The organism is Chitinophaga sp. RAB17 (assembly GCF_052114225.1).
Taxonomy (GTDB): domain Bacteria; phylum Bacteroidota; class Bacteroidia; order Chitinophagales; family Chitinophagaceae; genus Chitinophaga.
The window spans coordinates 1-26597 of sequence record NZ_JBFREI010000016.1 but is presented as its reverse complement, the minus strand read 5'-3'; the positions used below and the strand labels follow the sequence as shown (position 1 = coordinate 26597).

Annotated in this window: 18 protein-coding genes; 11 read left to right on the top strand and 7 right to left on the bottom strand. The window is 41.2% G+C overall.

Going from position 1 to position 26597, the window contains the following annotated elements; genetic code table 11:
* Nucleotides 1-53 precede the first annotated feature (53 nt).
* On the top strand, nucleotides 54-1046 hold the full coding sequence (locus AB4Z08_RS32490) for a nucleoside hydrolase (protein ID WP_441577954.1): 993 nt from the start codon (nucleotides 54-56) through the stop codon (nucleotides 1044-1046).
* 332 nt (nucleotides 1047-1378) lie between these two features.
* Nucleotides 1379-1699 (top strand): DUF6804 family protein, encoded by a 321-nt coding sequence (locus AB4Z08_RS32485; protein WP_441577953.1) that lies wholly within the window; start codon nucleotides 1379-1381, stop codon nucleotides 1697-1699.
* 48 nt (nucleotides 1700-1747) lie between these two features.
* Here the strand turns inward: AB4Z08_RS32485 and AB4Z08_RS32480 are convergent, their stop codons facing one another.
* Nucleotides 1748-5386: a YobI family P-loop NTPase gene (locus tag AB4Z08_RS32480; protein WP_441577952.1), complete on the bottom strand. Its 3639-nt coding sequence runs from the start codon at nucleotides 5384-5386 to the stop codon at nucleotides 1748-1750.
* 320 nt (nucleotides 5387-5706) lie between these two features.
* On the bottom strand, nucleotides 5707-5985 hold the full coding sequence (locus AB4Z08_RS32475) for a hypothetical protein (RefSeq protein ID WP_441577951.1): 279 nt from the start codon (nucleotides 5983-5985) through the stop codon (nucleotides 5707-5709).
* 258 nt (nucleotides 5986-6243) lie between these two features.
* Between AB4Z08_RS32475 and AB4Z08_RS32470 the strand changes: the two genes are divergently transcribed.
* The 3 genes from AB4Z08_RS32470 to AB4Z08_RS32460 all read left to right on the top strand — a co-directional run bounded on the left by AB4Z08_RS32470 (nucleotide 6244) and on the right by AB4Z08_RS32460 (nucleotide 8755).
* Nucleotides 6244-6468, top strand: a complete 225-nt coding sequence (locus AB4Z08_RS32470) for a type I restriction-modification system subunit M N-terminal domain-containing protein (RefSeq protein ID WP_441577950.1) — start codon at nucleotides 6244-6246, stop codon at nucleotides 6466-6468.
* Complete coding sequence (locus tag AB4Z08_RS32465; protein ID WP_441577949.1) at nucleotides 6362-6907, top strand: M48 family metallopeptidase; 546 nt, start codon at nucleotides 6362-6364, stop codon at nucleotides 6905-6907. The genes AB4Z08_RS32470 and AB4Z08_RS32465 overlap by 107 nt, the downstream gene beginning before the upstream one ends.
* 99 nt (nucleotides 6908-7006) lie before the next feature.
* Nucleotides 7007-8755: a DUF262 domain-containing protein gene (locus tag AB4Z08_RS32460; RefSeq protein ID WP_441577948.1), complete on the top strand. Its 1749-nt coding sequence runs from the start codon at nucleotides 7007-7009 to the stop codon at nucleotides 8753-8755.
* 38 nt (nucleotides 8756-8793) lie between these two features.
* Here AB4Z08_RS32460 and AB4Z08_RS32455 read toward each other — a convergent pair whose 3' ends face one another.
* Nucleotides 8794-10029, bottom strand: coding sequence for an AlbA family DNA-binding domain-containing protein (locus tag AB4Z08_RS32455; protein WP_441577947.1), 1236 nt, complete (start codon nucleotides 10027-10029; stop codon nucleotides 8794-8796).
* Nucleotides 10030-10284: 255 nt separating this feature from the next.
* Entirely contained in the window at nucleotides 10285-10506 is a 222-nt protein-coding gene (locus AB4Z08_RS32450) for a SymE family type I addiction module toxin (RefSeq protein WP_441577946.1), read from the bottom strand.
* 204 nt (nucleotides 10507-10710) lie between these two features.
* On the opposite strand from AB4Z08_RS32450, the gene AB4Z08_RS32445 reads away from it, so the two are divergent.
* The 3 genes from AB4Z08_RS32445 (at nucleotide 10711) to AB4Z08_RS32435 (ending at nucleotide 12867) form a co-directional block, all read left to right on the top strand.
* Entirely contained in the window at nucleotides 10711-11052 is a 342-nt protein-coding gene (locus AB4Z08_RS32445; protein WP_441577945.1) for a helix-turn-helix domain-containing protein, read from the top strand.
* An 812-nt stretch (nucleotides 11053-11864) separates the two neighbouring features.
* Nucleotides 11865-12623: a hypothetical protein gene (locus tag AB4Z08_RS32440; protein WP_441577944.1), complete on the top strand. Its 759-nt coding sequence runs from the start codon at nucleotides 11865-11867 to the stop codon at nucleotides 12621-12623.
* A gap of 37 nt (nucleotides 12624-12660) precedes the next feature.
* Nucleotides 12661-12867, top strand: coding sequence for a hypothetical protein (locus AB4Z08_RS32435; protein WP_441577943.1), 207 nt, complete (start codon nucleotides 12661-12663; stop codon nucleotides 12865-12867).
* A 318-nt stretch (nucleotides 12868-13185) separates the two neighbouring features.
* Here the strand turns inward: AB4Z08_RS32435 and AB4Z08_RS32430 are convergent, their stop codons facing one another.
* Together AB4Z08_RS32430 and AB4Z08_RS32425 are read right to left on the bottom strand one after the other, a co-directional pair.
* On the bottom strand, nucleotides 13186-13836 hold the full coding sequence (locus AB4Z08_RS32430; RefSeq protein WP_441577942.1) for a Crp/Fnr family transcriptional regulator: 651 nt from the start codon (nucleotides 13834-13836) through the stop codon (nucleotides 13186-13188).
* Nucleotides 13837-13923: 87 nt separating this feature from the next.
* Complete coding sequence (locus tag AB4Z08_RS32425; protein ID WP_441577941.1) at nucleotides 13924-14256, bottom strand: YegP family protein; 333 nt, start codon at nucleotides 14254-14256, stop codon at nucleotides 13924-13926.
* A gap of 263 nt (nucleotides 14257-14519) precedes the next feature.
* On the opposite strand from AB4Z08_RS32425, the gene AB4Z08_RS32420 reads away from it, so the two are divergent.
* The gene (locus AB4Z08_RS32420; RefSeq protein ID WP_441577940.1) at nucleotides 14520-15260 is read left to right on the top strand and encodes a hypothetical protein; all 741 of its coding nucleotides are present in this window, start codon (nucleotides 14520-14522) and stop codon (nucleotides 15258-15260) included.
* Nucleotides 15261-15282: 22 nt separating this feature from the next.
* Here AB4Z08_RS32420 and AB4Z08_RS32415 read toward each other — a convergent pair whose 3' ends face one another.
* A complete protein-coding gene (locus AB4Z08_RS32415) occupies nucleotides 15283-15642 on the bottom strand; it encodes a SnoaL-like domain-containing protein (protein ID WP_441577939.1) in 360 nt (119 codons plus the stop codon).
* Between the two features lie 706 nt (nucleotides 15643-16348).
* On the opposite strand from AB4Z08_RS32415, the gene AB4Z08_RS32410 reads away from it, so the two are divergent.
* Nucleotides 16349-18970, top strand: a complete 2622-nt coding sequence (locus AB4Z08_RS32410; RefSeq protein WP_441577938.1) for a ferritin-like domain-containing protein — start codon at nucleotides 16349-16351, stop codon at nucleotides 18968-18970.
* Between the two features lie 893 nt (nucleotides 18971-19863).
* Nucleotides 19864-26597, top strand: a 6734-nt coding sequence (locus AB4Z08_RS32405; RefSeq protein ID WP_441577937.1) for an amino acid adenylation domain-containing protein, incomplete at its 3' end; no start/stop codon positions are given.

Below are 26597 nucleotides of genomic sequence, written 5' to 3'. Positions count from 1 at the left end.
GCCGTCTCATAATTCATTGGGGCGGCTTCTTCATTGTTAAACAAATAGAACAAATGAAACATTTCGGATTATTGATCATTAGCCTGTTGCTATGTCATCTAACTTTAGCGCAACGCGTAAAAATTATTTTCGATACGGATATGGATTCCGATGTGGATGACGTAGGTGCCCTGGCAATGCTCCACGGTTTCGCCCATCTCGGAGAAGCGGAAATACTGGCGGTTACGGTATCCAGTCTCAATCCATGGTCGCCGGGAGTAGTGGATGTAATCAACACCTATTTCGGCAGGCCGGATATTCCCATCGGCGCCGTGCAGCGATTTGGCGTGTACAATAAATCCAAATATGCACGCAGGATTTGCGAAGAATTTAAACCCGATGCCAAACTGGGAGAGGACATGCCCGAAGCAACGATGCTGTACCGGAAGATATTATCATCGCAACCGGATAGCAGCGTGGTAGTGGTGACGGTGGGCGACCTGACGAATCTTTCTAAATTGCTGGATACGCAAGCAGATCAGTTCAGCGAATTGAAAGGTATTGACCTGGTGAAAAAGAAAGTAAAGCACCTGGTATGTATGGGAGGCAGATACCCTGCAGACCTGGATCCAACACCCTGGGGGAATTTCAAAACTGATCCGGCCTCCACCCAACATGTGGCTGCAGCATGGCCCACCCGCATTTATTTCACCGGAGGCGGCCCATTCGCGGACAGCGTGCCGACAGGAAAGGTTTTCTTCAATGAAAAATATAAGCACACCCCGATGGCGTATGCGTACAAATTGTACCTTGAAGGCTGGCATAGGAACTGGCATCACAGCGCCGACATCATTGCTGTTTATGTGGCTATAAGAGGGTGGGAACCTTATTTCAAGCTGCAGGAACACGGATATAACCATATTTTCGAAAACGGGACGAATTTGTGGCGTTTAGCACCGGATGATAAGCGGCATTATTTGGTGAGTGAGTTTGCGGAAGGGATTGATCCGGGAGTGATTGCTGAGAAGTTTGATTCGATTATGRTGGGGGCGGTGCGGGCGAAGTAAGGAGCGGATGTTGTGTGCTCGATTGGCAGTTGACTAAAATGGGCACGACTTAATCCCTGGTGTGAGATTAAGTCGTTGCTATTTGAAGCTTATACTTCCTTATCTTTATGGAATCATTTGTCTTTGTATACCACAGATGTAATAAGTCAACAATGCGGTTAGTAAAAAGCGTTACCACTGTCAAACACTGACACTATATGGCATTAGGAAGATACGCGGTTCTCCCAAGAGGGGCCAGAAAGATTGGAAGACCTGCACTTGGTGCTGGTGATGCTCTATGACAAGGACCGGGGATTGTTTATTATATTATAGTGAAATAACTTTTGCTTTATATGCGGTATCTAATCTGGCTGCTGAAAGTAATTTTGATCATTCTGTGTGGCATTTGCTTACTGAAAATGCCCTATCAGTATTACGTCTTTTTCAGATATGTATCATTTACACTCTTCCTGATATTCTGTGTAGAGGCGTTTAAAAGAAAGCACATCTACCTGGGTATTGTATGGGGCGTATCAGCCTTGATGAACAGCCCGTTTGTAAAGCCGGTGCTGGGAAGAACACTGTGGAATACGATTGATGTTATCTGGATCATTATCATACTGGGTTCAATGGTGGCCGATTTCAGGAATATAAAAAGGGGGGAGTGGCGATAAGAGAAGGTAGACTTTACCGCCTCTCAATAAGTTATTCTCCAATGCCTTCTATTGTGCTATCTTAATTTTACGTGTATTAATCCGCAATTTGTCACCCTCCATTTTGAAATTGGCAATATACCGCGCTGTCAGTAATTTTTCAGCCAGCAACTGGTTGTCGGAACTTGGTTCAAAACTTGGTCTTTTTTGAGATTCTGTTAATTGTATATACGGTGCACCGAGTAATGTTAAGCTTTCCGTGATTTGGTTATGAACCATAAATGGAATTTGTGTTATAAATAACTTCAGAAGAATGATTTGAGAGATTTTGCTGTGCAATAATTCCGTAAATACCCCATAGTTTATTTTTCGAGAATCTCCTAGAATAAACTTGGTGATATCTTCCGACAGGCTACTATCGGTATCGAAGGTGCCAGGTTTAAATTTTTCAAGAATGCTGTATTTTTGATCGCGGCTAATCGCCGGTGAATTAATTAGGTGTTTCCATTCTGTTGTTTCAAGCTGATAGTTATCAATATTTTTAATGAAACCGGATATGTGTTTTTCTATTAACGAAAGATGCAGATCTGGTTGAAGCTGTTTTAGCGCTGTTAAGTTTTCCATAGACAAGGGGAATACGCCGTATTTTATTAATATCCTGATTTTAGATATTGACAGCCCTTTGTCCGGTGGGTAATCAAAGCTAAAAGGTTCAAATTCAATTAAACTTTCATAGTTAGAATCTCCAATCTGGTTGCAAAAAACAATATCGAAGAAGAGAATCTTATATTTGTCACGGGGGAAAGTAGATTCTATATCATTTTTTCCAGAGGTTAATAGAGCCACATTACTGTTGTTATTGAGAAAAGAAATAAGGTGTTCGTCTAAAGTATTGCCGGAATTGTGATAATTAAGTATGTTCTCCCACGTGGGGGCTAATTTATTTTCCTCCATCAGCATCGGCCATATTTCAGTGCCTACATCAGTAATTACTGACAGCTTATTATTTTGTTTTGCAATAATGGTAATTTTTTCTTCTTGAGAAAGATACTCATTGTTGAGCAGTTTCAAAATGGTCCCTTCTGATTCGAATTTGTTTTCAGGGAGGACAAGCAACACTTGCCTTACATAGCGAGATATCCGTTGTTCTATGTACTCTTTTAAAAAATGGCAATCAGATTGGAGAATTGTAGTATAGTTGCTGGTTTCTAGAGCGTAACTAAGATTTGTTGTACCTCCCAATTTCATAATTACCGAAATCATTTTCGGATTTAGCTGATACCAATTATTACGATAGATAAATTTCCATAGGCGGTTTTCACTGTCTTGAATATCAAGGATTTCAAACCTTATTTTAAGCTCCGCAATTAGATTTTCTACTTTTGGTAAATCTTGTATATTATCGACTAGGACGAGAAAGTCTTCTTTATTCTCAATATAGGTGCTAAGAATTGAGCCTTTGTCCTGAACTAGTATGTCATTAAGTTTTCCATATTGCAGGATTAACAATAGGTGTTCGCTTATGGTTTCATTGCTATAGTTTGATCTTGATACAAATGCCCAGTACCCTGGCCAACTGTTGCACAGCTGGCGAATAAATACCAGTATGCTTTTCCCGTTTTTTATATATTGCTCGATAAAATCGATAGATGTAGAGCTCTCATTGGAAAGCTGCGTGAAAAGTGCTCGAAGAATTACCGACGAGTCATTATGATGAGTACATAGCCAATCTATCAGTTGTAAATTCAATACTTCTTTATAGGCAAACTCGCTGGGACGTAACCTTTCCAGTATTTTCTTAACGTTGGACAAAGGATGAAGATGTTGTAATGCTGATCTGTTTTTAATACTCTGTACAAACTGCATATCCTCAAAGGAGAGACTACCGGGATAAAAGTAGGAAATGTAGGAATGATACATTTCATCAATGTAACCATAGCGTAAGAGGTAGGTAATTAACTTATTGCCTCCTATTGTAGTTTTAATTATATCACTTTCATACTGCTGTAAAATTTCGGAAATGCTGGAATGCTCAATATCTACAATCTGGGTTCTAATCTCTTCGGCTTTTATTTTCAGAAGGTTTAAATGTTCACTGCTCCGGTTTGTGATGTTTGCCAGCCTTTCCTCGTAAGTATGGCTTGGATCTACCTGTTTTTGAATTTCCTGGAAATCTATACGGATGTTACGGGTTCCCTCTCTGCTATAAGTTAACACCTCTTTTTGTTTTATTAGGCTATCGAAGTCACCAGACCTTGAATAATGACCAACATCATAAAACATATCTTGCTGATTGATAGTAGATCCAATAGGTAACGATTCAAAGAGCTGGCTTAAATATACCACCTGCAATTCATGAACATCTTTTAGGTTTTCTTTTTCAATATTGGTAATATCCGTGTTTATTTTGTTTAGTTCGCCCCTTAAAGCTTCCGAGCAGAAGCGGATAATCTCGTCTTTTTTATTAAAAACGGTATAGACAGTTCCCTTATTAGCATTTAGTAATGCGGCATCATCCGGGTAAAGGTTTTTATAAACAATGAATCCAAATAAGTTTTCTTTATTAAGCCAGCTGCCGATAACTTCCTTATATAATCCATATTCATTAACGATGTTTTTTAATACCCTCATGTCATCTATATACAAAGTGATATCATATATAAAATCATCACTGATGCCTTGTTTGAGGCCGAACTTATTGAGTTTTTCAGCGAGTTTGTCGCCTGAGTTGGAGGTGTTAATGACGGGGATAATCGGTATAATATAATCAAAAAATTTAGTCCTACTACCTGTTTTCGGAAACAAGTCATCTTTGACTGCATAAACAAAAGTGACCCTGCGGTTTATTTGGGTGGAGTTGTTTATCAGCGTGTTAATTTCACGTAATTTCGTAAAGATACCCGTGTCTTTGAACCTATCTAGATCTTCGATGATTAATACATCGTAGGATGTAACCTGGAAGAAGTAGATTAGTTCGTCCATATATTTATTTAGTATGGACGAATCTGATTCTTTAGGTATCAGTTCAAATTCACCGGAGCTTAGATTTAGTTTATTAAATTTCGATCTCTTAAAGATTCTTAATGTAAAGAGGACGGCAAAGTAAATGCCCGCTGCAATTACTAGTAGCGCAATCCTGCCTAGTATTTCCTCATTGGTTGCGTAATATGTTTTCCAAAGATCAAATTTGTTGAAGAAATCGGGAAATAGCAATTGGACGAAAGCCCAAAGGACAAATAGTATGGCGGCAGGGAACGCACATCGTTCAAAGCGGGAGAGCTTTTTTATCCTGTTGAACCGTGAATCGGGTAGGTCTTTTCCTTTAACATGGTAAAAAATCTGTTGCAGGATACTAAATTCCACTTTTTCTGGTTCTTCATCTACATCATTTTTCGTGAAAGAAGCCAGGGAAATGGTCAGGTAGCTAAATTCCGGGTGCGCTGCTATGAACATTCTGATGATGCTGCTTTTTCCAGACCCATATGATCCAGTGAGCGCTATATTTTTAACATCTCGGTTGCGTAATGCCCATAGCAGCCTTTCGATATATGGGGCGGCCATTTCAGGGCTTCTGGTAGGGGTAAGGTCATCGAAATGTTTAGGATTAGGATTAAACGCTTCTCCTTTCAGTGCAGCATCCCATTTGTAAAGTACTTTGATGAGATAACTTACTATTCCAATTTTTATTGATTTTATCTTTTCTTTCATATGTATTGGATGGAGAGCAACTTACGTAGCTGCTATTTTATTTTTTTAGTGTTATCATAATAGAAGTAAGGTTCCTTTACTACACTACTTTTCTCAATTTTTTCACCTGTGAAATTTGCCATGTATTCTTATTTGGTTATAGGCTAAGTTTTGGGACTTTCAATGACAGACATGGTAGTGTAAGGGTATTGGCTTAATGACTATAGATTAAGATAAGATTTTATCAGAAAATTGACAAGACATTGGGTCAATCTCATCTTGATAAGGACCCTGGATACTTACGGTGGGGATTTTAAATTTACACCGCTTCGTTACGTCTATTATCTTGCAGTAGCTGACAATACGCGATTTACTTCTGCATTCAATTCGGCCATGAGATCAGCCTGATCGAATTCGCGTAGGACAACCTCATGTTCATGGACATAATAGACAAGATTTATAGTGCCTTCCATCCCTGATAGGATTTCCTGATTAGCCTCTAATATCTGAACCCACGCCTGTGCAGCAGGATGTAGCAACTTAAAAGAATTTGCATCAATGCTTCTTTCCCCTGTGAAGTACTCTTCATACCGGGTATTGATAAAATATTTGATAATCATAAACCTTTGTTGTTATTATTTTTACTGGGAAACGATTAGGAAATTTTGTCTCATAATACGACCATATCTGACACCCTAACTAAATAATACACTTGTCAGCTAAAATGGTACTATTGAGATCCTTGATTTGTGCTTTATACAGGACATGCTATTTCTATCGCCGGCTTCCGGTTTAGATGGAAAGGCCGTATGTCTCATATTATCACTATTTTAAGTACATTACGGCCCGTTTGATCAATCTAATTTTGCGATAAAATAATGGGAATAAAGAAATCAGAATTATACAGTTCCCTGTGGGCCAGTTGTGATGCGCTCAGAGGTGGGATGGATGCCAGTCAGTATAAGGATTATGTACTCGCATTGTTATTTATAAAATATGTCTCTGACAAATATGCTGGTGGTCCGGACGCAAGCGCCCAGAGTATACAAGGCCCGGGAAAGCCACTATTACCAAGGCAAAAGATATTTGCTGACAGTGACTGAACACACCAGCCCACAGAAAGTAGTGCTGAAGACCAAAACTTATCTTGACTTGTATGTGAAGCCAGGAGCAACCACTGGGCAAAGGCATGCCGTTATCACGGAATGGTACCGCCAGGAGCTGAAGAAAAGTGCCGGACCGCTTATGGACAAATGGGAAAAGGTAATTGGTAGGCGGGCAGAAGACTGGCAGATAAAACAAATGAAAACCAAGTGGGGTAGTTGCAATACGGATAAAAAACGTATCCTGCTGAACCTCGAACTGGCCAAAAAACCGCTTATCTGCCTTGAATATATTATAGTTCATGAACTGGTACACCTGCTGGAGCGATATCATAATGACCGCTTTCTGGCGTTAATGAATGAATTTATGCCCCAATGGAAATTTTACCGGGAAGAACTAAATCGGATGCCGGTAAGTCGCGGGGAGTGGGAGTATTAGGGACCTGGAAACAGGCATCTTTTACCTGCATATAATTGTTAAACTTGCTTATATTCGTAGTTGCAATATCTTCAACAATAAAATTAATAATATTTAGAGATGTCCTTTTTCCCTCCGTTGTCTGTATCAGACGCAATTGACAAAATTGAATATAACCAATACCTGTTACCAGCCTTCCAAAGAGATTTTGTTTGGCCACATACCAAGATTGAAATGCTCTTTGATTCCCTTATGCAAGGATACCCTATCGGCTCCATGTTATTATGGCGAGTTGACGGGCATAATACTACCTCTCAGCGTTTTTATGGCATTTTGAAGAAATACAGGGAAAGATATTTGAATCGTTCGGAAGAGATCTCTACTATTGGAATGCCGAGTTTTGAAGTAGTTTTGGATGGGCAGCAGCGCTTAACCGCATTATATTTAGGTCTCAAAGGTTCATATGCTTATCATGGATACAATCTTGCCTGGAAGGATAACGAGTATTCGGTACCGACTCGCTATTTATATTTGAATTTAAAATATAAAACAGGCCAGAAGGATAATCTTAATGATAGTGATGATGATAGAAAATACGAATTCTCATTTTTAACGCCTGATGAAGTCGTGGCCGGTGATAACATTGATAAATGGTTTAAGGTAGGGGATATCTTAGCCATCAAGGGAATGTCCCAGTTGAACAGTTACTGTCGTAAGCATCAGATTGAGGATGAAAACGCGCAGGAAATACTCAGCCGCTTGCACGATATGGTACACCTAGAGAAATTAGTTCATTATTATTTGGAACAGAGTGCCGACTTCACCCGCGCATTAAACATTTTTATTAGAATTAATTCAGGAGGGTTATCACTTAGTTACTCAGATCTTGTAATGTCCACGACGATATCTGGATGGATGGAGAGGGATGCAAAGAAAGAGATTAATGGGTTGGTGGACGAACTTATAAAAGAGTATGGCTTCCAGGTCAATAAGGACTTTATTTTGAGAACGTATCTTGTGCTGTATAACGATGATATTAAATTTAGGGTAGAAAATTTCAAAATCAGTAATGCTAAAGAATTTGAGTCGCATTGGCCGGAGATTAGAGTTGCGATAAAAGAAGTATTTCAGTTGGTGACAGATTTTGGCTACTCCGTTAACACCTTAACTTCATTAAATGCACTTTTGCCCATCGTGTACTATTTATATAAAACTGATAGAGTAAAGGACTTTTGCCAAAAAGTAAAATACAAAGAAGACAGATCACTCATAAAACGTTGGCTGCATGTAGTATTGTTACATCGGATTTTTGGGGGCCAAGCAGAAGGTGTGCTCAAAGCAATCAGAGATACCGTAAGAAAGGAAATAGCCAGATCCTGTGAAATTTTCCCAGCTAAAGCAATTGCCGCCAGATTAGCTAAGACGAATAAAAGCATTTCTGTTGACGAGGAATTTGTTCAGGGATTACTTTATACTAGCAAGGACAATCGCTATGCTTTCCCTGTTTTGGCATTATTATTTCCTCATCTGGACTATAAGAATAGGGATTTTCATTTGGATCATTGTCACCCTATTTCCTCCTTTAATGAGAAAAGACTTAAGGCTCGTGGGATAATATTGGCAGATGATAATACTGAATATTTTACAGAAGGAGACTATTTTAATTCGATTATTAACCTGCAAATGTTAGATGGGAATGAAAATAAATCAAAAAGCTCAAAAGACTTAAAGGCATGGGTAGAAGAATATTCACCATCTTTAAAAAAGCATTATTTGCCCCAAGAACTTGATTTAGTCGATTTTCCTGTTTTTGTTGAAAAGAGAACAGAGCTTTTAACTGCAGCACTAATGGATACCTTGGTTTTTTAAATATATTATTTCCGGAAACGCGACGATATCTCAAAACTTCATAGCATATCGCTTTCCTGGGAATTCACTACCCTAATTGTTAGTTCCTTGATAATTGGGGTAGTAAGATTTCTTGAGTAAAGTGAAAATTCTATTTTTACTATAAGGTCTTTCACCTCATCAGAAATAATTAGCCTTAAATCATCGAAGAAAGCAGTTCGTGGAATCTGRTGTTTGATTACTCCTATATTTTGCGAAATTATATACTCGGTATTCGATTTCTTAACGCTAGGATAATTATCTCTACTAATTAAGGGTAAACTCATTAACGAATCAGGGTCAGATTGTTTTTGTTGTAGTACAATGATTCCCTTATTAATTGGAATTTTTACTATAGCAGATACGTCTTCTAAATAAGAACTTCCATTGTTATTGATAGTGAAATTTAGTTTTATTGCATTAACCTCATTCTTATAGTAATTATCTTGTCGTTTAAGTTTATGATCAATAAGGAGGGCTTCTATTCGTAAATCTGCAAGACTCATATCATTATACTTATTATTCCAAGTATCCGCCATAATATCACGTAATGAGCCTGTGTTTCTTATATTAGAAGCTTTTTCTGCTTCTTTCCAACGAATTGCCTCTTCAATACTTTGTTTTGCCCTTTCAGAAGGCAGTGGTAGATTCTTGGATTTAATATTGCAGGTTAGTTCATTACTATCTCTAAAAAATATGTCAATTAGATTTTCGAAGTTTACCACTTCAAATTTATTTGTATAAATCCTATTTAAGTCACTTCTTTGAAGTTCAATTTTATGTGAACCTTTTCTTATCCAACTATTCCCTTTAAATAAATTTCTCTTGCCGTCACCATAATCTGCTTTCATCATGTATGGCTGATCCGCGCAGTTTTTGATTTCAATAATTCCAAGTTTTTTTTCTCCAAAATTGTAAGGGTAATAGCTAAGATCAATGTCCGGCTCTACTTTATCATGAAGTAATTTTTGAAATATAGCAGAATCTGTTAGTTGTCCTTCTATACCGATAATTTTCCTTTCTCCTTCTGAAAAATCTACACCAATAATTATATATCGACTGCCATTATAATCAGCATTTGCAAAAGCAAGAACGTCTTTTAGGAATTCTACATATTGACCCGGACGATATTCTTGTTTTTTAAAGTCAACATAAGTAGTTTCATTTTCATATTTTATGATTTCATCAAGAGTTAAGCCCATATCAGAATTATCTGGTTTATTTTTTATTAATATCGACGCCCTATTCGGGATCATCTGCAATATTATATCAATTTTGATCGATAAAATTGATTTTGATATTTGCAAAGCGGATATTCTGATGGCAATCGTTCAGCATAGAACGTTTGACCATAATGCAGGTGCCAGCTGAGTAGTATGCCGCATCCCTGCGGCGTTTTGGATTATTTATAAAATATGGTTTGGGATCAACATTATACCTGGTATCCTGTGGGCGGTAGTTTTATGATACTCCGCCCTCAGGCTGCCAGTGCTCATCTTGGGGTTATAACTTTAATCTTCCCAAAAGGCTTTTACTTTTGGGGCTTTACTAGCTACTCTTATTGTCAATGCTCCTTCATTTACAGAAATCGTAATACTATCTCCAATATCAAAACCAGCCTTTTCTAGCCAAAGACCAGAAAGATTTATCCAGGGCACTTTTTTATATTCATATACCCGTGGCGCACTCTTATAATGAAGTTTTGCTTTTCTATCATTTAATTGGTTATTCATGATGTGATTTATTTATCACAATATAAACAAAATGTGCCTAAAAAGATACATTAAATGTACTATTTAAATCTCTTTTGTGTCATATTTGCGTCATTTAATGTGCTGTATATGACACTTTTATCAAACTTCGAATGCGAACAAACAGGAGATGTTTAATTCACATTTAACTTTAAATCGGTAGTTTTAATAAATAATTTATCTACTATGACATTCGGTCAAAAAATCACATTAGCGAGGAAGTCTAAGGAATGGACTCAGACGGAATTGGGAAATGCAATTGGCACTTCGCGGGATATAATTGGAAAGTATGAAAGAGACGAAATAAAACCTTCTATTGAAGTAGCCGCAAAAATGGCTGATGTTTTAGATAGTTCCCTCGATTACTTAGTACGGGATATTAGTCCGGAGCTGGAAAAAGGCACAATACCGGCTAATTTAATTCAACAATTTTCCAGATTGGAAAAACTTTCTCCTGCTCATAAAGATCATATAATCGCTGTGATCGATGCCTTTGAAGCAAAGGAAAAACTTCATTCAAAAAAATAAGAGGACCCTGCGAATAGCAAGAGCCTCTTACAATAAACAATCTATAAGGTAACCACACCTATGGTCGGAGACTATTTAACAGCAGCCTAACCGCTTTATTGACCCCAAATTTTTGCTCCGGAATCATCGGTAACTATTCGCTAACAGAGGGCACTGTACGGCCAGGGGCAACACCGGGACTGGCATTGTGATCATTACCGTCCTGTGTCCTTTGCCATAAAATTAAAGGATGGATTATTTAATTAGGATAACTTATCTTCTGTAAATAGCAATTCAAGGATGGTATTGTTACTACTTGTCGCATACTTCTCTACTACTTAGGACTCGTCTATCTATTACATTCCCGCTATACTTCTATTACTGTTCCACTACACTCTTACTACTGTTAGATTACTCTTTTACTACTCTTCTACTACTCTCTTACTACTCTTTCACCGCACTATGAGCCCTCCAGGTATTGCCTGACTTCTTCCTCGCTTAATCCCGAATATTTGCAAAATTCAGCTATTGAAATATGCTGCCACTGGGACTTTCCGAACATTTGCCTCAATTTTTGCATGGTGTATTGAGCTGAGCGTTCGCTCTTGCCAAACATGTTTTGAATGTCTTTGGTGTATATCACTATTCTTTGAGGTACGTTTTTCCGCATAATTCCGCAAAAAGTGGCAAAAGCGGAAGTTACGTTTTCTCACACTTTCACCGGTGAATAATTTCGCATTGTACTTCGAAGTGCAGCCTATCTGATCAGATGGAAACGCTTAAAAGGCATGGCGTTATAAATTGCCTCTCTTTAATCGAAAAAATTATAAGCTATGAGTAAACAAGATGGACTGCTCCAGTTTAACGGAGCCATTGAAAACTTATCGTTTTACAAAACGAAAAAAGGATACTCCGTTAGAAAAAGAAGCGGCGTATCAGGTGAACGGATCTTCAAAGATCCTGCATTCCAGCGTACACGGGAAAATGGGCAGGAATTTGGCCGTGCCGGTAAGGCCAGTAAATTGCTCCGGGTTGCTTTTCGCACTATGATGAGTAGTGTAGCAGATAGCGGAGTTGCTATCCGGCTTACACAAGCGTTTGTGAAAGTAGTAAAGGCGGATGCCACCAGCGACAGGGGGTTGCGTAATGTCATAGATGGAGAAATTGGATTCATTGAAAAATTTGAGTTCAATATGAACAGCGTGATGAATACCTCCCTCTTTGCACCTTTTACAGCTACCATTGATCGGGTGGCTGGCACTGGCAGCGTAGTGGTACCGCCATTTAATGCGAAAAAAGGCTTGGCTGCACCAGCAGGAGCTACACACTTCATCATCACGTGTGGGGTAAGTGCTATCGATTTTACTGGAGAGAAGTATGAAAGTGCCGAGGCGGCAAGTGAGATATTAATACTTGATAGTACTAATACTGCACCGTTGAACCTTACGGCTACTATTTCTCCTAACAGCACTTTCCCGATGTTCCTGGCACTCAGTATTGAGTTTGTGCAGCTGATAAATGGAAAGCCTTATCAGCTGTCGAATGGTACATACAATTCCATGAAGATGGTGGCGGTATCCGCTGCTGTTTAAGGAAGCGTAATTTTTTCATCTTTAAAACAAGTTTTATATGGAATTAATTCAGCGATTAGTAGCCCCAACACCACCATTCTTTAAGAAGGTGCGTAATATCGGTCTAATACTCACTGCTCTTGCAGCGGCAGTGATAGGGCTACTCATACAGCTCCCTGAAATAGTGGGAAATGCAGCGGGTGTACTCGCAGTAGCAGGCAGCATCATGACGGGTGTAAGCCAGGCGGCTGTGCAAAAAGAGTAGCCCCGCTTTGCTGCCTATGCTGGGTACAGTTGCAACAACTCAGTATAGCTACCAGGCCCCCGCTGGATGCGGGGGCTTTTTTTACAGCTTAGTTTTAATCATGGAAGTAATTAGCCTTCGTGGGGTAAATGCCAGGCGGATTTTTCGGAGAGATTTTTTAATAACCATTGTCGTTTTATTTAGGGTTAATAAATGGTAGACATTTCTAAAGCGTACATGGAATGTAGCGAGGTTATTTTTTCATTTTCAAAATTAGAATGCTATTTTGAGAAGTTTGTTAATATATGTGACAATTTTTAATCAGCCTGGGGGAAGGATTTAAGGCAATTTTTTCCTCGGTTGCTTTTTTATTTTGCTTAAATATTGGCGGGAAATGCCCAGATAGGAGGAGAGCTCTGTGTCCGTGATCCTGTTAGCCAATTTGGGGTATTCCTGAAACAGCAGGTTGTAACGTTCCTCTGCTGTATTATTTAGCCATATGGCTCTTTCTTCTGCCAGCTCGTAATAATACTCTGTTAGTTTTCTGCCTACTTTATTGAACTCCGGATGTGTAGCATATATGTCTTCCAGTTTTTCCCATGGAATGGCCAGGCAAATGGTAGGCTCTTTGGCAATTAATTTATCTGCACTGGCTGTTTGCCGGAAAAAGCTTTTTACAGAGGTGATAACATCATTTTCCGTGAAAAACCATTTAGCCTTTTCTGTACCATCTTTAAGATATTTAGCCGTAACCATGCCGCCAATACAGAAGTAGCAGTGTCGGCAAATTTCTCCGTAGTCTAGTATAATGTCATTGCGTTTAAAGGAGAATATCTCGCAACTGTTAATGATGTTGTTGGTTAATGCTTCGGAAAAAAAGGGGAGATATTTTTTTATGTTGTTAAACAAAATGCCAAAGTAATCCTGAATTTCGGGGGGCATGGCATTGGCAGTATACATGACTTTACTTCCGCGTCCCGGTTTTTTCATAACGGTATTTATTTGGGGGAATGAAGGGGTGGGGAGCTAACTAAAGGCTGGTCAGCGCATATGCCGACCAGCCGGATTTCAAGCAAATTAAGCTGTAGCTTCTTCTACTGTCGCTTTAGGGGCATTACTTTTGACAGAAGCAATGCCATTATCACGACCAGCAGCACTTTCGTACATTTCGCTGGTACCAATAACTTGTCCATTGGTAGCTTTCAGGTTAAAATAGTGTTTCCCATTGCTGGAGGTTTTTTTCTCGAACCGTTCATCAACCTGGGAATTGGTTCTTACGGACTCAATGCCGTTGTCGCAGCCTGATCTGGAGGTGTAGCCCTCGCTAACAAGGATTACTTCCCCATTACCTGCTTTTAATTTAAAACGGAATTCGCCGTTGCTGCTTTTGGAGACAACAAATTTACCCATAGGATATTGTTTTAGTGTAAGGAAAGTTACTTAATAAATCTCAAACTCATTAAATGTATAAAACGTTGGGATTATTTTACGCTATCATGCTGCTGTAAGGCTTTACGGAAACAGATAGTACTTGCCTTTAAATTTCTAAGGATAAACTGTTCCCCAATAGGGATACTTACACATTTCTTTCTATATTAGCCCTACGGAATAGCGATTGCTCAGGCTATCCGGGTATTACAATAACTTTTGGTAACTACCATATTGCTAATATAATGTACAAGGGAGAAGATAATATTTATTGGACATTTAGTTCCTCTGCACAGGCCATTGCGGCGCTAATAGGCTTTCTTGCAGCAGGGTTTTTCTTTATCCACGAAAGAATGGATAGAGAAGTAGAAAAGGATGAAACCCTTATTGAAATTTATGCTGATATTAAAAAGCAATATTTTTCGAGATTAAAATTTTTACTATGGCTTACCGGCCTTTCTATAACTTTTAGTTTGTTAGTCGTTTATCTTAATGGATTTGATTTAGGCTCATTCTTAATATTCCTTGTAGCAGTTGTGGGCGTCCTTAATATTTTCACCATTTTCCAGGCTATGCTATTTGTCATATTTATTGTAAATCCGTCAAAGATTGAAAACACAGCAGATAAATTGATTGAAAACGATAAAGCATCATTTGATGTCAGCAACTCCCGTACGGTATCAAGAGACGAGTTCCTGGAGAAATTTGCTGTATTGGAGAAAACAGCACGAAACATTTTGGCTAAAACTCCAGGTCGGGGTGCCGACGCTGGTTGGCCCCAGCAATTTATGCATTTTCAACAGGTCATGAGAGAGCTTTTTCAAAGAGGAATGTTAACCCGGGATCAAATCAATAAACTCAATCGTGTAACCAGGATAAGAAATCTCGTTTCTCACGGAGAGATAGGGGTTGTTGATTCAAGGGCCGGAATCATGGTCGATGAATTAAATAATCAGCTACGAAATAACGCTTCAGCAAGCCGCTGATCAACGATGTGAAAATGTATTCTTACATGAAGAACTGCTCTGAAATAATTTTACCATCTTTTACATGATATACGCAGAGCTCACTCATTTTCATACGGTCTTTGCCAATCATTTTGATGTCCATAGTGAGTACAAAAGCGATAACGTTGCCCGTGATCAATGGTGTTGAAACAGTAGTACCGTACCTGGCTTCCACCATAGAACTGAATTTTTTGTCTTTCTCCCTTAAAGCGCTCAATCCTTTTGTTTCTTTTTCAAAATCAGGCGTAGCGTAAGGTTCTATGCTGATCGCATCGTCTGCATAAAGTTCCTTTTGTGCAATATCAAATTTTTCTTCCCGGCAAAGTGCTGTCAGGCGTGAGGCAATTTGTTCTACTGTCATAATAAAAGGGTTTTATTAGTGAATAGTATATTATCGACACTAAGAAGGATTTTTTCCATCACATGATAGGCTGTTTTTCAGTAGCAAGATAATCAAAATATTAATTCTTTGCCGGGGTGGACTTCGCTTGAAATTCCAACCGGCGGGAATATCTGTGCTATGTAAGGTCGCTAAAGCAATACATCATTGTATTGGTCTCAGATTTTTTTTTCCTTAAGTTATGCTTTATCATACTGCGGCCCTATCGCATTATCACATTGTAGTTTTAACGCCGTAAAGAAAATATGAAAACCGTGTGTATCTGATATCTTTTTTGTAACACCCACCTCTGCCTGATAACACATTATACTGTTGTTATAATTGGTAATCTGGATTTATTAAGGAAACGTAAGGAATAAGAAATGAAACAAGCATTCGTAATTTTATCGGTTGGCATCAGGAAGCATTTTTTAATTAATAAGCAGTATTCTCCTCCTTCCTAATATTGTCTCTTCTTTTTTATTGGTTATTCATTTAACTGTACAGATTCCTTGGCTTTGCCTGGAGAAGCTGTGAGCTTTCGTGGCTGAGTAACCTGCATACAAACCTTTCTTAAAACTAATTCGTGACAGGTTCATCAACCTGTGGCGAAATCCATCGTGTATATCATTTTATAACCGTGGCATTAGTATGCCATTAATCGAACACCTTAATTTAAACACTATCTATGAGTTATTTGCAATTTCCCCGGCTTCATTTTTCAGGAAAATTTGAGTCCGATATCCCGACAGTCAATAATCCGAGGGGTTATTATGATAATGATAATTTCCAGACCAGTTATCAGCTACCTGCTTATCCGATAGGGAATGGAGGTCCCAGTCCTAATGGAACCGGCAGCTGGCGATTATATAATTGTACGGTTCAGCGGGTTACTTACCTTGACGGCACTACCTGCGATGATGCTGCTTTGGATGCTATTATCGGCATGCCATTGAGCGGAGTGGACAGCCGAGTGGATGGTAAAATGGCGGATCTGGATACCGATGAAAAAACAACTGAACTATGGGGCTTCCAGGTAGTAGTTGGCGATGGCGATGATGCTGCTTTTCAGGGCGACTATGAAGTGGCGGCTTTCAGTGATTACTGGTTGCGTGCACAGGATGCAATTTTCGGCGATGTTGGCAGTGGTGCTGTTTATCAAAGCGTTTTAAATATTGGAAGATGGAATCATAACATAAGATCCCGCTTCCTGGAGGAACTGGCTGCAGGCGAGCCGTCAGGAGAGGCGCCGGACAAGCTGAGCATCAAGTTTAACCTGGATGCGTTTGATTTTAATCCTGCGTCTCCTACTTTTCTTTTTGGCAGGATTACAGGAGCTATTGGCAAATATTATCCGGATGAACCGCTGCATTTTGTAAATGGCCGGGCGCTGTTGCCCAATCCGGCTGCGCGTATTAGTCTTAACACTGCTTACTGTAAAGTGGGCGATGGCGTGGTACATGTTGACCTGGGAAATAGTTTGCCTACTGAGAAGGGAGTCCTTGCCGATGTGGACCAGATTTATCTGGCGGTATTGCCGGCTTCCGGTGCACCGGTATTATTGGGAGAAATACATTATGCTGATACCAATTGGTATGCTGCTACCGCCGGTATTGTATCCATCCCTTTTACACCTGCAACAGCTGCATTAATTGAGCAAAATCCACTTGCTATCTTTCATTCTGCATCCGGCAGAACGTTGCTGCAGGAAGATACAACCGGGACATTCCTGCGTGCTGATGCATTTACGTTCCGGTTTAATCCCGGAGAAAAACAAACTGCCAGGATATATGCAACTGCTTTCGGCAAACCGTTCAGCAACCAGTCCATCCGGCTGTTTAATGTGCAGGGACGGAGAGCTAAACCGGGTGCACCATCTCACCTGGCTTTCCCTGCCAATGTTATGACTAATGTAGATGGTGTGGCAGAAATACCTGTTACCGCCAGTGATCCCGGAACACCGAGAGATTTTATTGATGGGCAGGTGTATTATATTGGTTATGCGGCAGGGGATGTACGGAGTAATGACACGATTATGGCAAAAGTATATTCCGGGTACCAGGTGCCAGATCAACCAACCTGGATGGAGCATGTACAACCTATTTTTCAGCAGTATGCCAATCTGTACCCGGTGATGAAGCCTATTGTTGACTTGTCTAATTATGCCAGTGTTATTCAGCGTTTGCATGTCATGAAGAATGTTTTCAGGCTGCCGGTCACCAGTCCTAATTATATGCCCGTAACGCGCGACCTTTCTGCTGCAAAGCTGGAGATGATCCGTAAGTGGCTGGACAATCCGGTGTATATGAAACTGGATAGTATTGATAGTCTGAAGCTGGCATTGCAAACGGCGCTGGAACTGGAGCACGCCACTATTCCCCCTTACCTGTGCGCTTTATATAGTATCAAACAGGGATATAATATAGAAGTAGCTGAATTGATCAGAGGTATTGTAATGGAAGAAATGTTGCATATGGCATTGGTATCAAACCTGTTGATTGCTATCGGTGGTAGTCCAGATATGGTGCATCCCGGATTTGTACCACGCTATCCCGCTTCATTGCCGGGAGGTTTGAGAGCAGGTCTCACTGTGCATTTACGACGTTGCTCTATAGAACATATCCGTGATACTTTTATGACCATTGAAGAACCGGAGGAAATGATTCAAACCAGGATGAAAGCGCAGAATCAGCAATGGCCGGAAGGAGCCAATCCCTATACCATTGGTTGGTTTTATGATGAGATCAAACGAGGGTTGATTGATTTGAATAAGGCAGGGAAAATTACTTTTGGTAATATTGATAAACAGGTGAAGGAATGGAATGGACAGGGAAAGTTGTTCGCTATAAAGAATCTACAGGATGCGCTGAATGCGTTGGAACAGATAAAAGATCAGGGAGAAGGGATGTCTTCCTCCAATCCGGAGGATGGTGATGGTGAGCTGGCGCATTACTATAAGTTTGCGGAAATAGTGAACGGATATCACCTGGTTCGAAAAAAAGGTGGTGGCTTTTCTTATACAGGAGCTAAAATATCATTTGATGCGAATGGTGTATGGCCAATAGAAGATGATCCGCAACTGGTTAACTATCCGGAAAACTCCCGTGCACGGATATTGTCTGTACAATTTGCGCAGGCGTATCAGGCCATGTTAAAAGCATTGCATCGTACATTCAATGGAGAGCCCGGATTTTTACAGGAAGCAGTAGGTACTATGTTTGCGCTGTCGCTGATGGCGCGTAAACTGGTGGAAACGCCTACGGGTGCAGCTGATGGCACTACTATGACACCTGCTTTCCAATTGCCGTGAAATTGAATAATTGATATGTTATGCTGTTTGAAATACAGCTATTTTAAACAGCATAACATCCATATTATAATGCGCTGTTTATATCAGTCATAAGTTTTAAAAAAAAAAATTTCATTCTTGTTTTTTTATTCCTAATTTTAGTCATACTTTTCTTCGACTACTAAAAAAATAACAACAACACCAACACCAACTCAAATAGCCGGAAACCCATATAAAAACACAACATCCAGGGAAACACTTTTTATTGTCAATGAGACTTAACATTTTAATACCCGTATTTTATGAGGCCTAATCAGCTTAGTTCCTTTGAACCATATCCGCAGTGCTCTGTTTAAAATAACCCAGCCGTTAACGTGGAAGCTATGTCTGTCCCCCAACCATGACCCGGAGGTTGAAACATACATAGGGTAAAATGATTACTCTTTTTTATTTATCAGCATACCTTCTTTCAGATCTGCACAATAATCTGGAAAGATCCGCTGATGCTTATGATTTGAACTTACTTTTCTTACTGACCAGATATGATCTGGTTTTTTCTATGCAAGCTGGAGTATATGTTACAAAACATTACCCGTTAGCTTTTACATAATTAATTATCGTAGGGAAGCCTAATAGTGTGAAACAAATATGTACTCACACATGCGACAGCTATGTCCTTTACTTTGAGTGTCGTAAAGTGTGTTAACAACCGGTGTAATCATGCAGATTACCGGAAGCTTTTTGTTACTATCCATTTGCTACTATCTCCGAATAGTTCCCCCCGGTATTTAGTTACATAGCCGGTAAATACACGGCGTACTACTGATCTGCTGCCTGAAAGGGCGCAGGGCGGGCTTTACATGCCTGTTCCTATTACTGCTTAATAATTTACAATACTCAAAATATAAAATAATATGTTCCAACAGATGATTTCGCTCCATCCCGCACAGCATGATATTTTCATGGATCAATTGATATATCCTGATAGTTCTCATTACAACACAGGTGGTTACCTGAAAATAGTGGGTACACTTGACAAAGAAAAATTTGCCGCCGCCGTTTATTCATTGCCTGCGGTATTCGATGCACTCAGAATGAGATTCAGTATCACAGATGATACACCACATCTGTATTTTGATAACAACTCCCTGTCATATCACATGCAGGAAGTGGATGCCACTGACATGCCTGATAATAATGCTGCAATGGAGCTATGGATAAAAGATCGGCTGAACATCCCTTTTAAATTAGGTGAGGAGGCATTGCTGTATGAGTTTTATCTCATCAGGATCAGTGATCAGGAACATTGGTGGTATTTTAAATATCATCATCTTGTAACAGATGGTGTAGGGGTGGCTGCGGTTTTTCAATATCTCGCAAAAAAATATAATGCACTGGCAACTGGTGTGGAAACAAATTTCAGTTTCCCTTCTTATAAAGAAGAAGCCATCAGGGCGCACACTTATTGGGATTCTGAGGACTATGTCAGGGAAGGTGTATACTGGAAGGCCAGAATTGGTGAAAAACCGGATAGCGTGTTGAAGAAAAGACAGGGCGCTGCACATCAGAAGCAGGGAGGAACCTACCTGCTTGATATTGCAGCGGACGACAAAGCCTGGATGGATGAATTGGAAAAACGATCGGGTGTGAATTTGCAACAATTAACCATTGCTGCCTTAATGATTTACTTTGCTAAATCAACATCGCAAACATCCTTCGTTTTTGGCGTTCCTTTACATAAAAGGAGAACGAAACAATTACGTACCATAGCCGGTATGTTTATGGGAGTTATACCCTTTAAAGGCGTGTATCAACCGGATATTCCTTTGCTCGAACTGCTGAAGCAGATTGCTTCTACCCAAAGGGAAGATTATCGTTATCAGAATTATCTGGTCAGCGATCTGAAAAAAATGATGCAGATCGGCCATATCAACGATTACCTGATTGAGGTGATTGTGAACTATGCATTGCTGGATATGGAACTGGAGATGGAAGGAAATATAAAAGCCACTACCACCACTCTGTCTAACCCTGATCTCTCATTTCCACTGGAACTGATGTGGAAGGATTATGGCAAACAACAGCCCATACAGTTAAGAATGGATTACCAGGAACAGTTCTTTTCTGCGGAAGAGATGCCGTTACTGGCACGCCGTCTTATGCATATTTTACGGCAGTTTAAGAATGGTTTGCAGGATCCTGTCGGACAAATCAGTATCCTGCCGGAGGAAGAACATCGGTTGTTGGCAACATACAATGATACTGCGGTAGCTTATCCTAACGACAAAACCTGGCTGGATCTGTTCGCCGCCCAGGTAGCGCGTACTCCTGATGCCGTTGCGGTGGTTTTTAAGGAGGCTGCCATCAGCTACCGGCAACTGGATGAGCGCTCCAATCAACTGGCGCATTACCTGCAAAGCCAGGGAGTAAAAGAAGAAACACTGGTACCTGTTTGCCTGGAACGTTCTGAAGAAATGATAACAGGCATTTTGGGCATATTAAAGGCCGGAGGTGCTTATGTACCTATCGATCCGGATTATCCGGCGGAAAGGATACGTTATATGCTCACAGATACCGGCGCCAGCATTGTACTCACCACGATGGCGTCTGCTCTGCGTTTGCAGCTGGCAGACAATATCCGGGTGATCACATTGGATGGCGATAACAGCAGTATAGCGACCTATCCCCGCACCGCGCCACCCAATTCACTTACCCCAGCCAGCCTGGCGTATGTAATTTATACTTCCGGTACTACTGGTCAGCCCAAGGGCGTAATGAATGAGCACGGAGGGTTGTTGAACCGTTTGCTATGGACACAGGATTACTTTAATCTTGATAGTACCGATGCCGTATTGCAAAAAAATACTTTTTGTTTCGATGTATCTGTATGGGAATTATTATGGCCTCTGATCACGGGAGCGAGGCTGGTATTTGCGTTGCCCGAAGAACATAGGAATGCTGATTATCTGAAGGGAATTATTGTCCGGGAGGGGATTACTACTATCCATTTTGTGCCTTCCATGTTGCATGTTTTCCTGGAAAATATTGCTACAGGAGATTGCTCCTGTTTACGTCGTGTACTTTGCAGTGGTGAACCCTTGTTGCCGCAGCAGGTACAGGCTTTCAAACAAACGAAGATCCCTGCAGGTTTGTATAATCTGTATGGCCCTACAGAAGCGGCAATAGATGTAACCTGCTGGCCGGCGCCGGAAGACAGCAGTAACCCTGAAATAGTACCTATCGGCAAACCTGTTGCCAACACAACCCTGTACATTCTGGACACCTCCGGCAACATAACACCTATAGGGGTGCCGGGAGAGTTGCACATCGGAGGGATACAGGTGGCACGTGGATATCTGAATCGTCCGGAATTAACGGCTCAGCGATTTTTTAATAATCCATTTCTAGCAACAGGGCATACAAGAATGTATCGTACCGGTGACCAGGCAAGATGGTTGCCGGATGGGAATATCGAATACCTTGGCCGGAAAGATGATCAGGTAAAGATCCGCGGTTATCGTATCGAACTGGGTGAAATAGAGAGTTTATTGCTGCAATGTGAGCTGGTAAGCCAGGCGGTAGTAGTGCCAAGGAAAGATAATCAGGGGTTGATAGGTTATGTGGTACCCCGGGGTGATTTTGATAAAAGCGCTATCCTGGTCTATTTGCAATCAAAATTGCCAGGTTATATGGTGCCATCTTTTTTGATCCCACTGGACGAATTACCGCTTGGCACAAACGGAAAAATAGATAAAAAAGCTTTGCCGCCAGTGGATATGAATGTGTTGCTGGAAGAGGATTATGTAGCGCCCCGCAATGAACGGGAACAAACATTGGCAGCTATCTGGGAAGAATTGCTGGGTGTATCACGTGTAGGTATATACGATAACTTTTTCGAATTAGGTGGCGATTCCATCATTACGATCCAGCTGGTAAGCCGCGCAAGGCGAGCGGGTTATGCGTTGCAACCCCGTGATTTATTTGCCTGTCAAACCATTGCTGCACTTTCTTCCTTCCTGTTGTTGCAGGAGCATAACACACTTGCAGGTGAGCAGGGACTACTTACCGGTACCAGCGGACTGTTACCCATACAGCAATTTTATTTTGAAACAACAGGCAATACCAGTACCCATTTTAATCAAAGCGTGCTGCTGAAAGTAACCAAAGCAACCGATGCGGATAAACTTTCAATGGCTATTGCACAACTGGTACGCCATCACGATGCGCTGCGTTTCGGGTATACATATTCCGATGGAATCTGGAAACAGTCCTACGGTAATTATGAAGCTCCGTTGGAAATATTTGACCTGCATGATGTTGCCCCGGCGGCACTACCGTCAGCTATTGCAGCGAAAGAGGAACAATACCAGCGTAGTCTGCATATTGAAAAAGGTATCCTCTTCCGCGCAGTATTATTGCTCACGCCGGAGGAAGAAGAAGATCATCGTTTACTGCTGATCGTTCACCACCTTGCTGTAGATGGCGTATCCTGGAGGATTTTATTGGAAGATGTAGTGTTGCTGCTGAATGCAGAAGCACCTGAAATGAACAGCATACTTGGCCACAAAGGTAGTTCTTACCGTCAGTGGTATAATGTATTGGAAAACTATAGCAGGTTGCCCCACTTATTAAACCAACAATCCTATTGGGAAAAAATCGCTGGAAAATATAGCCCGTTAAGGGTAGAACATACTTATGATGGTAATATTGCCACGGCTGATGTTGACCGGCTGGAAGTGCGACTGGATGCAGTCCGGACACAACGTCTGCTGCAGGACGTACCTAAGGCCTATCATACGGAGATCAATGATATTTTATTGAGTGCGCTTGCGCTAACCCTCAATGTATGGAATAATAGCCGCAGTGTAGTAGTGGGAGTGGAAGGGCACGGCAGGGAAGACATTGCCGCCGGCATAGACAACAGCCGTACAGTAGGCTGGTTTACCAGCATGTACCCCGTAGTGCTGGAGGTGCAAACAGACGACAAATCAGCACTGATAAAAGAGGTGAAAGAACAATTGCGTAAAGTAACGGATAAGGGCATCGGATATGGGGTATTGAAGTATATCAACAAAGTACCTTCCCTGCAGGGGAATAATCCCTGGGATGTCCTGTTTAATTACCTCGGGCAGCTGGATAGCCTGCTGAGGCCTAATGATTATCTGAGTGCCTCCATGGAATCGCTGCACGCTTTTGCCAGTGAGGCACATCCTGTTCAGGAGAAAATAATTATAGACAGTTATATTCAGGACGGAGTGCTTGTATTGAACTGGCGTTATAGTACGCGGCACTATAGCATGACTGATATAGAAAAACTGGCTTCAGATTATTTATCAAACCTGCAAATGCTGATAGCGCATTGTGCCTCACAACAGGTAGTTTCATTTACACCTGCTGATTATGGATTGGGAGCGTATATCAATCATGAAGCATTGGATAAATTCCTGGATGTTCCTTACAAAGGTGTCCCCAGGCGTCAGCAAATAACCGGCTTATATCGACTGAGCGGTTTACAGGAGGGTATCCTGTTTCATTCATTGTATAATCAGCAATCGGATGTCTATCTGGAACAATTAACCTGTGACCTGGGTGCATTAAACGAAACAATACTCTTACAGGGCCTGCAACATCTGGTGCAACAGCATACTATTTTACGCAGTGTTTTCTATTACGATGAATTCAGTGTTCCTGTTCAGTGTGTGCTCCGGGAGGTGAAACTACCGGTAACCGTGCTGGATTACCGGCAGCTGAAGGAAAATGAACAACTGGACGCCATATCGCAATATGAAGCAACAGATCGCCGTCAGGGCTTCGATTTCAGCGAAGCTCCACTAACGCGCTTCTGTCTGATACGCCTGAAAGATGACCATTACCGGTTATTATGGACATTCCATCATATCCTGTTGGATGGTTGGTCATTGCCGGTGTTGCTGGCAGAACTGCTGCAGTATTATGAGACTGTCACTATGGGCAGTAGGCCGGTCATCACAACGGAAGACAGATTTGAAGATTTTATACGTTTCGTGGACCGTCAGGATAAAGCACAGTCATTGCAATATTGGGGTAATTATCTGAACAGGATCAGTGAGGGAAGCTTGTTGCCTTTCATTGGTACTGTGGCTGGCCGGACAAAAGGATTGGGCGTTTACAGGGAACATCTGCTACAGTTGGATACCATCGTGTCCGACAGGCTTACTTCGTATGCCCGCCGTCATCGTATCACACAAAATACGTTGATGCAGGGAGTGTGGAGCTATCTGTTGTCCCGTTATACCGGCCGCAGGGATATTATTTTTGGTATTACGGTTGCCGGCCGCCCGGAAGAATTACCGGGAATGGAACAACGGGTAGGTATGTTTATCAATACACTGCCATTGCATACTACCGTGGAACCGGAGAATGATATTGTTGCATGGTTGCAGCAACTTCAGGTAAACCAGCAGGAATGCGGTAAATATCAATACACAGGGTTAAAGGATATTCAGCAAAGTACCGGTATAACAGGTGATTTGTTCGATACTTCCATCACGTTTCAGAACTACCCGTTGAACAGTGTACTGGCATTAAAAGACTGGCAGCTGAAAATGACCAACCTGGAGGCCCATCCGCATACCAACTATCCATTAACCATCATCATTCATACGGGAGAAACTACCAGGCTATTATTCAGTTATAACAGTGATCTGCTGGATACGTTTTATGTGCAGCAGATAGCCGCGCAGTTCCATCATGTGCTTTTGCAGGTAATTGAAAATGAAGTAAAGCAGCTCAACGATATTGAGCTGTTAACAACGGCTGAACGCGAATTGCTGCTATCTGCCAATAATCATGTGGCGTTAGCCGGAACGGATCAAACGATCGTGGATATGTTTGCGGCTGTGGTAGCCCGTACACCACAGGCCACTGCACTGGTATTTGAGGGGCAGTCTATGAGTTACGAGGAACTGGATGCACGTGCTACCCGGTTGGCGGTTTGTCTCCGCCAAAACGGCGTAGAGGCTAATACGTTAGTACCGCTGTTCATAGAACGTTCTGCTGATATGGTAGTGGGTATCCTGGGGATATTGAAGGCAGGCGGTGCTTATGTGCCTGTTGAGCAGGATTATCCTATAGAACGGATCAGTTATATTTTAAAAGATGCCGCGGCAACGGTGATCGTGAGCAGTAGTAGTTGCCGGGGCTTGTTGCCATCCACAGCGGCGCAGGTGATTTCACTGGATGAAGATTTATTAAACGATGCCGGACCTGTCCTACCTCATCCATCTGCTTCACAGTTGTTATATGTGATTTATACTTCTGGTAGCACAGGTGCGCCCAAAGGCGTTATGATCACTCATCGCAACCTGTCTGATTACCTGGCAGGTTTGCAGGCGGCCATACCAATTGCAGATTGCCATTCGTTTGCTTTGCTGACCGGTATCGCCACGGATCTGGGCAATACGGTATTGTATGGTTGCCTGGCTACAGGAGGGGAATTGCACCTGTTTCCGAAAGCCTTTATCAACGATAGTGACAAACTGCATGATTACTTTAACTCTCATCGGATAGACTGTATCAAAGTAGTGCCTTCTTACTGGAAAGCAGTATCGGCGCCCGATAAATTATTGTTGCCGGAGCAACTACTGATATTTGGAGGAGAAGCGCTGGA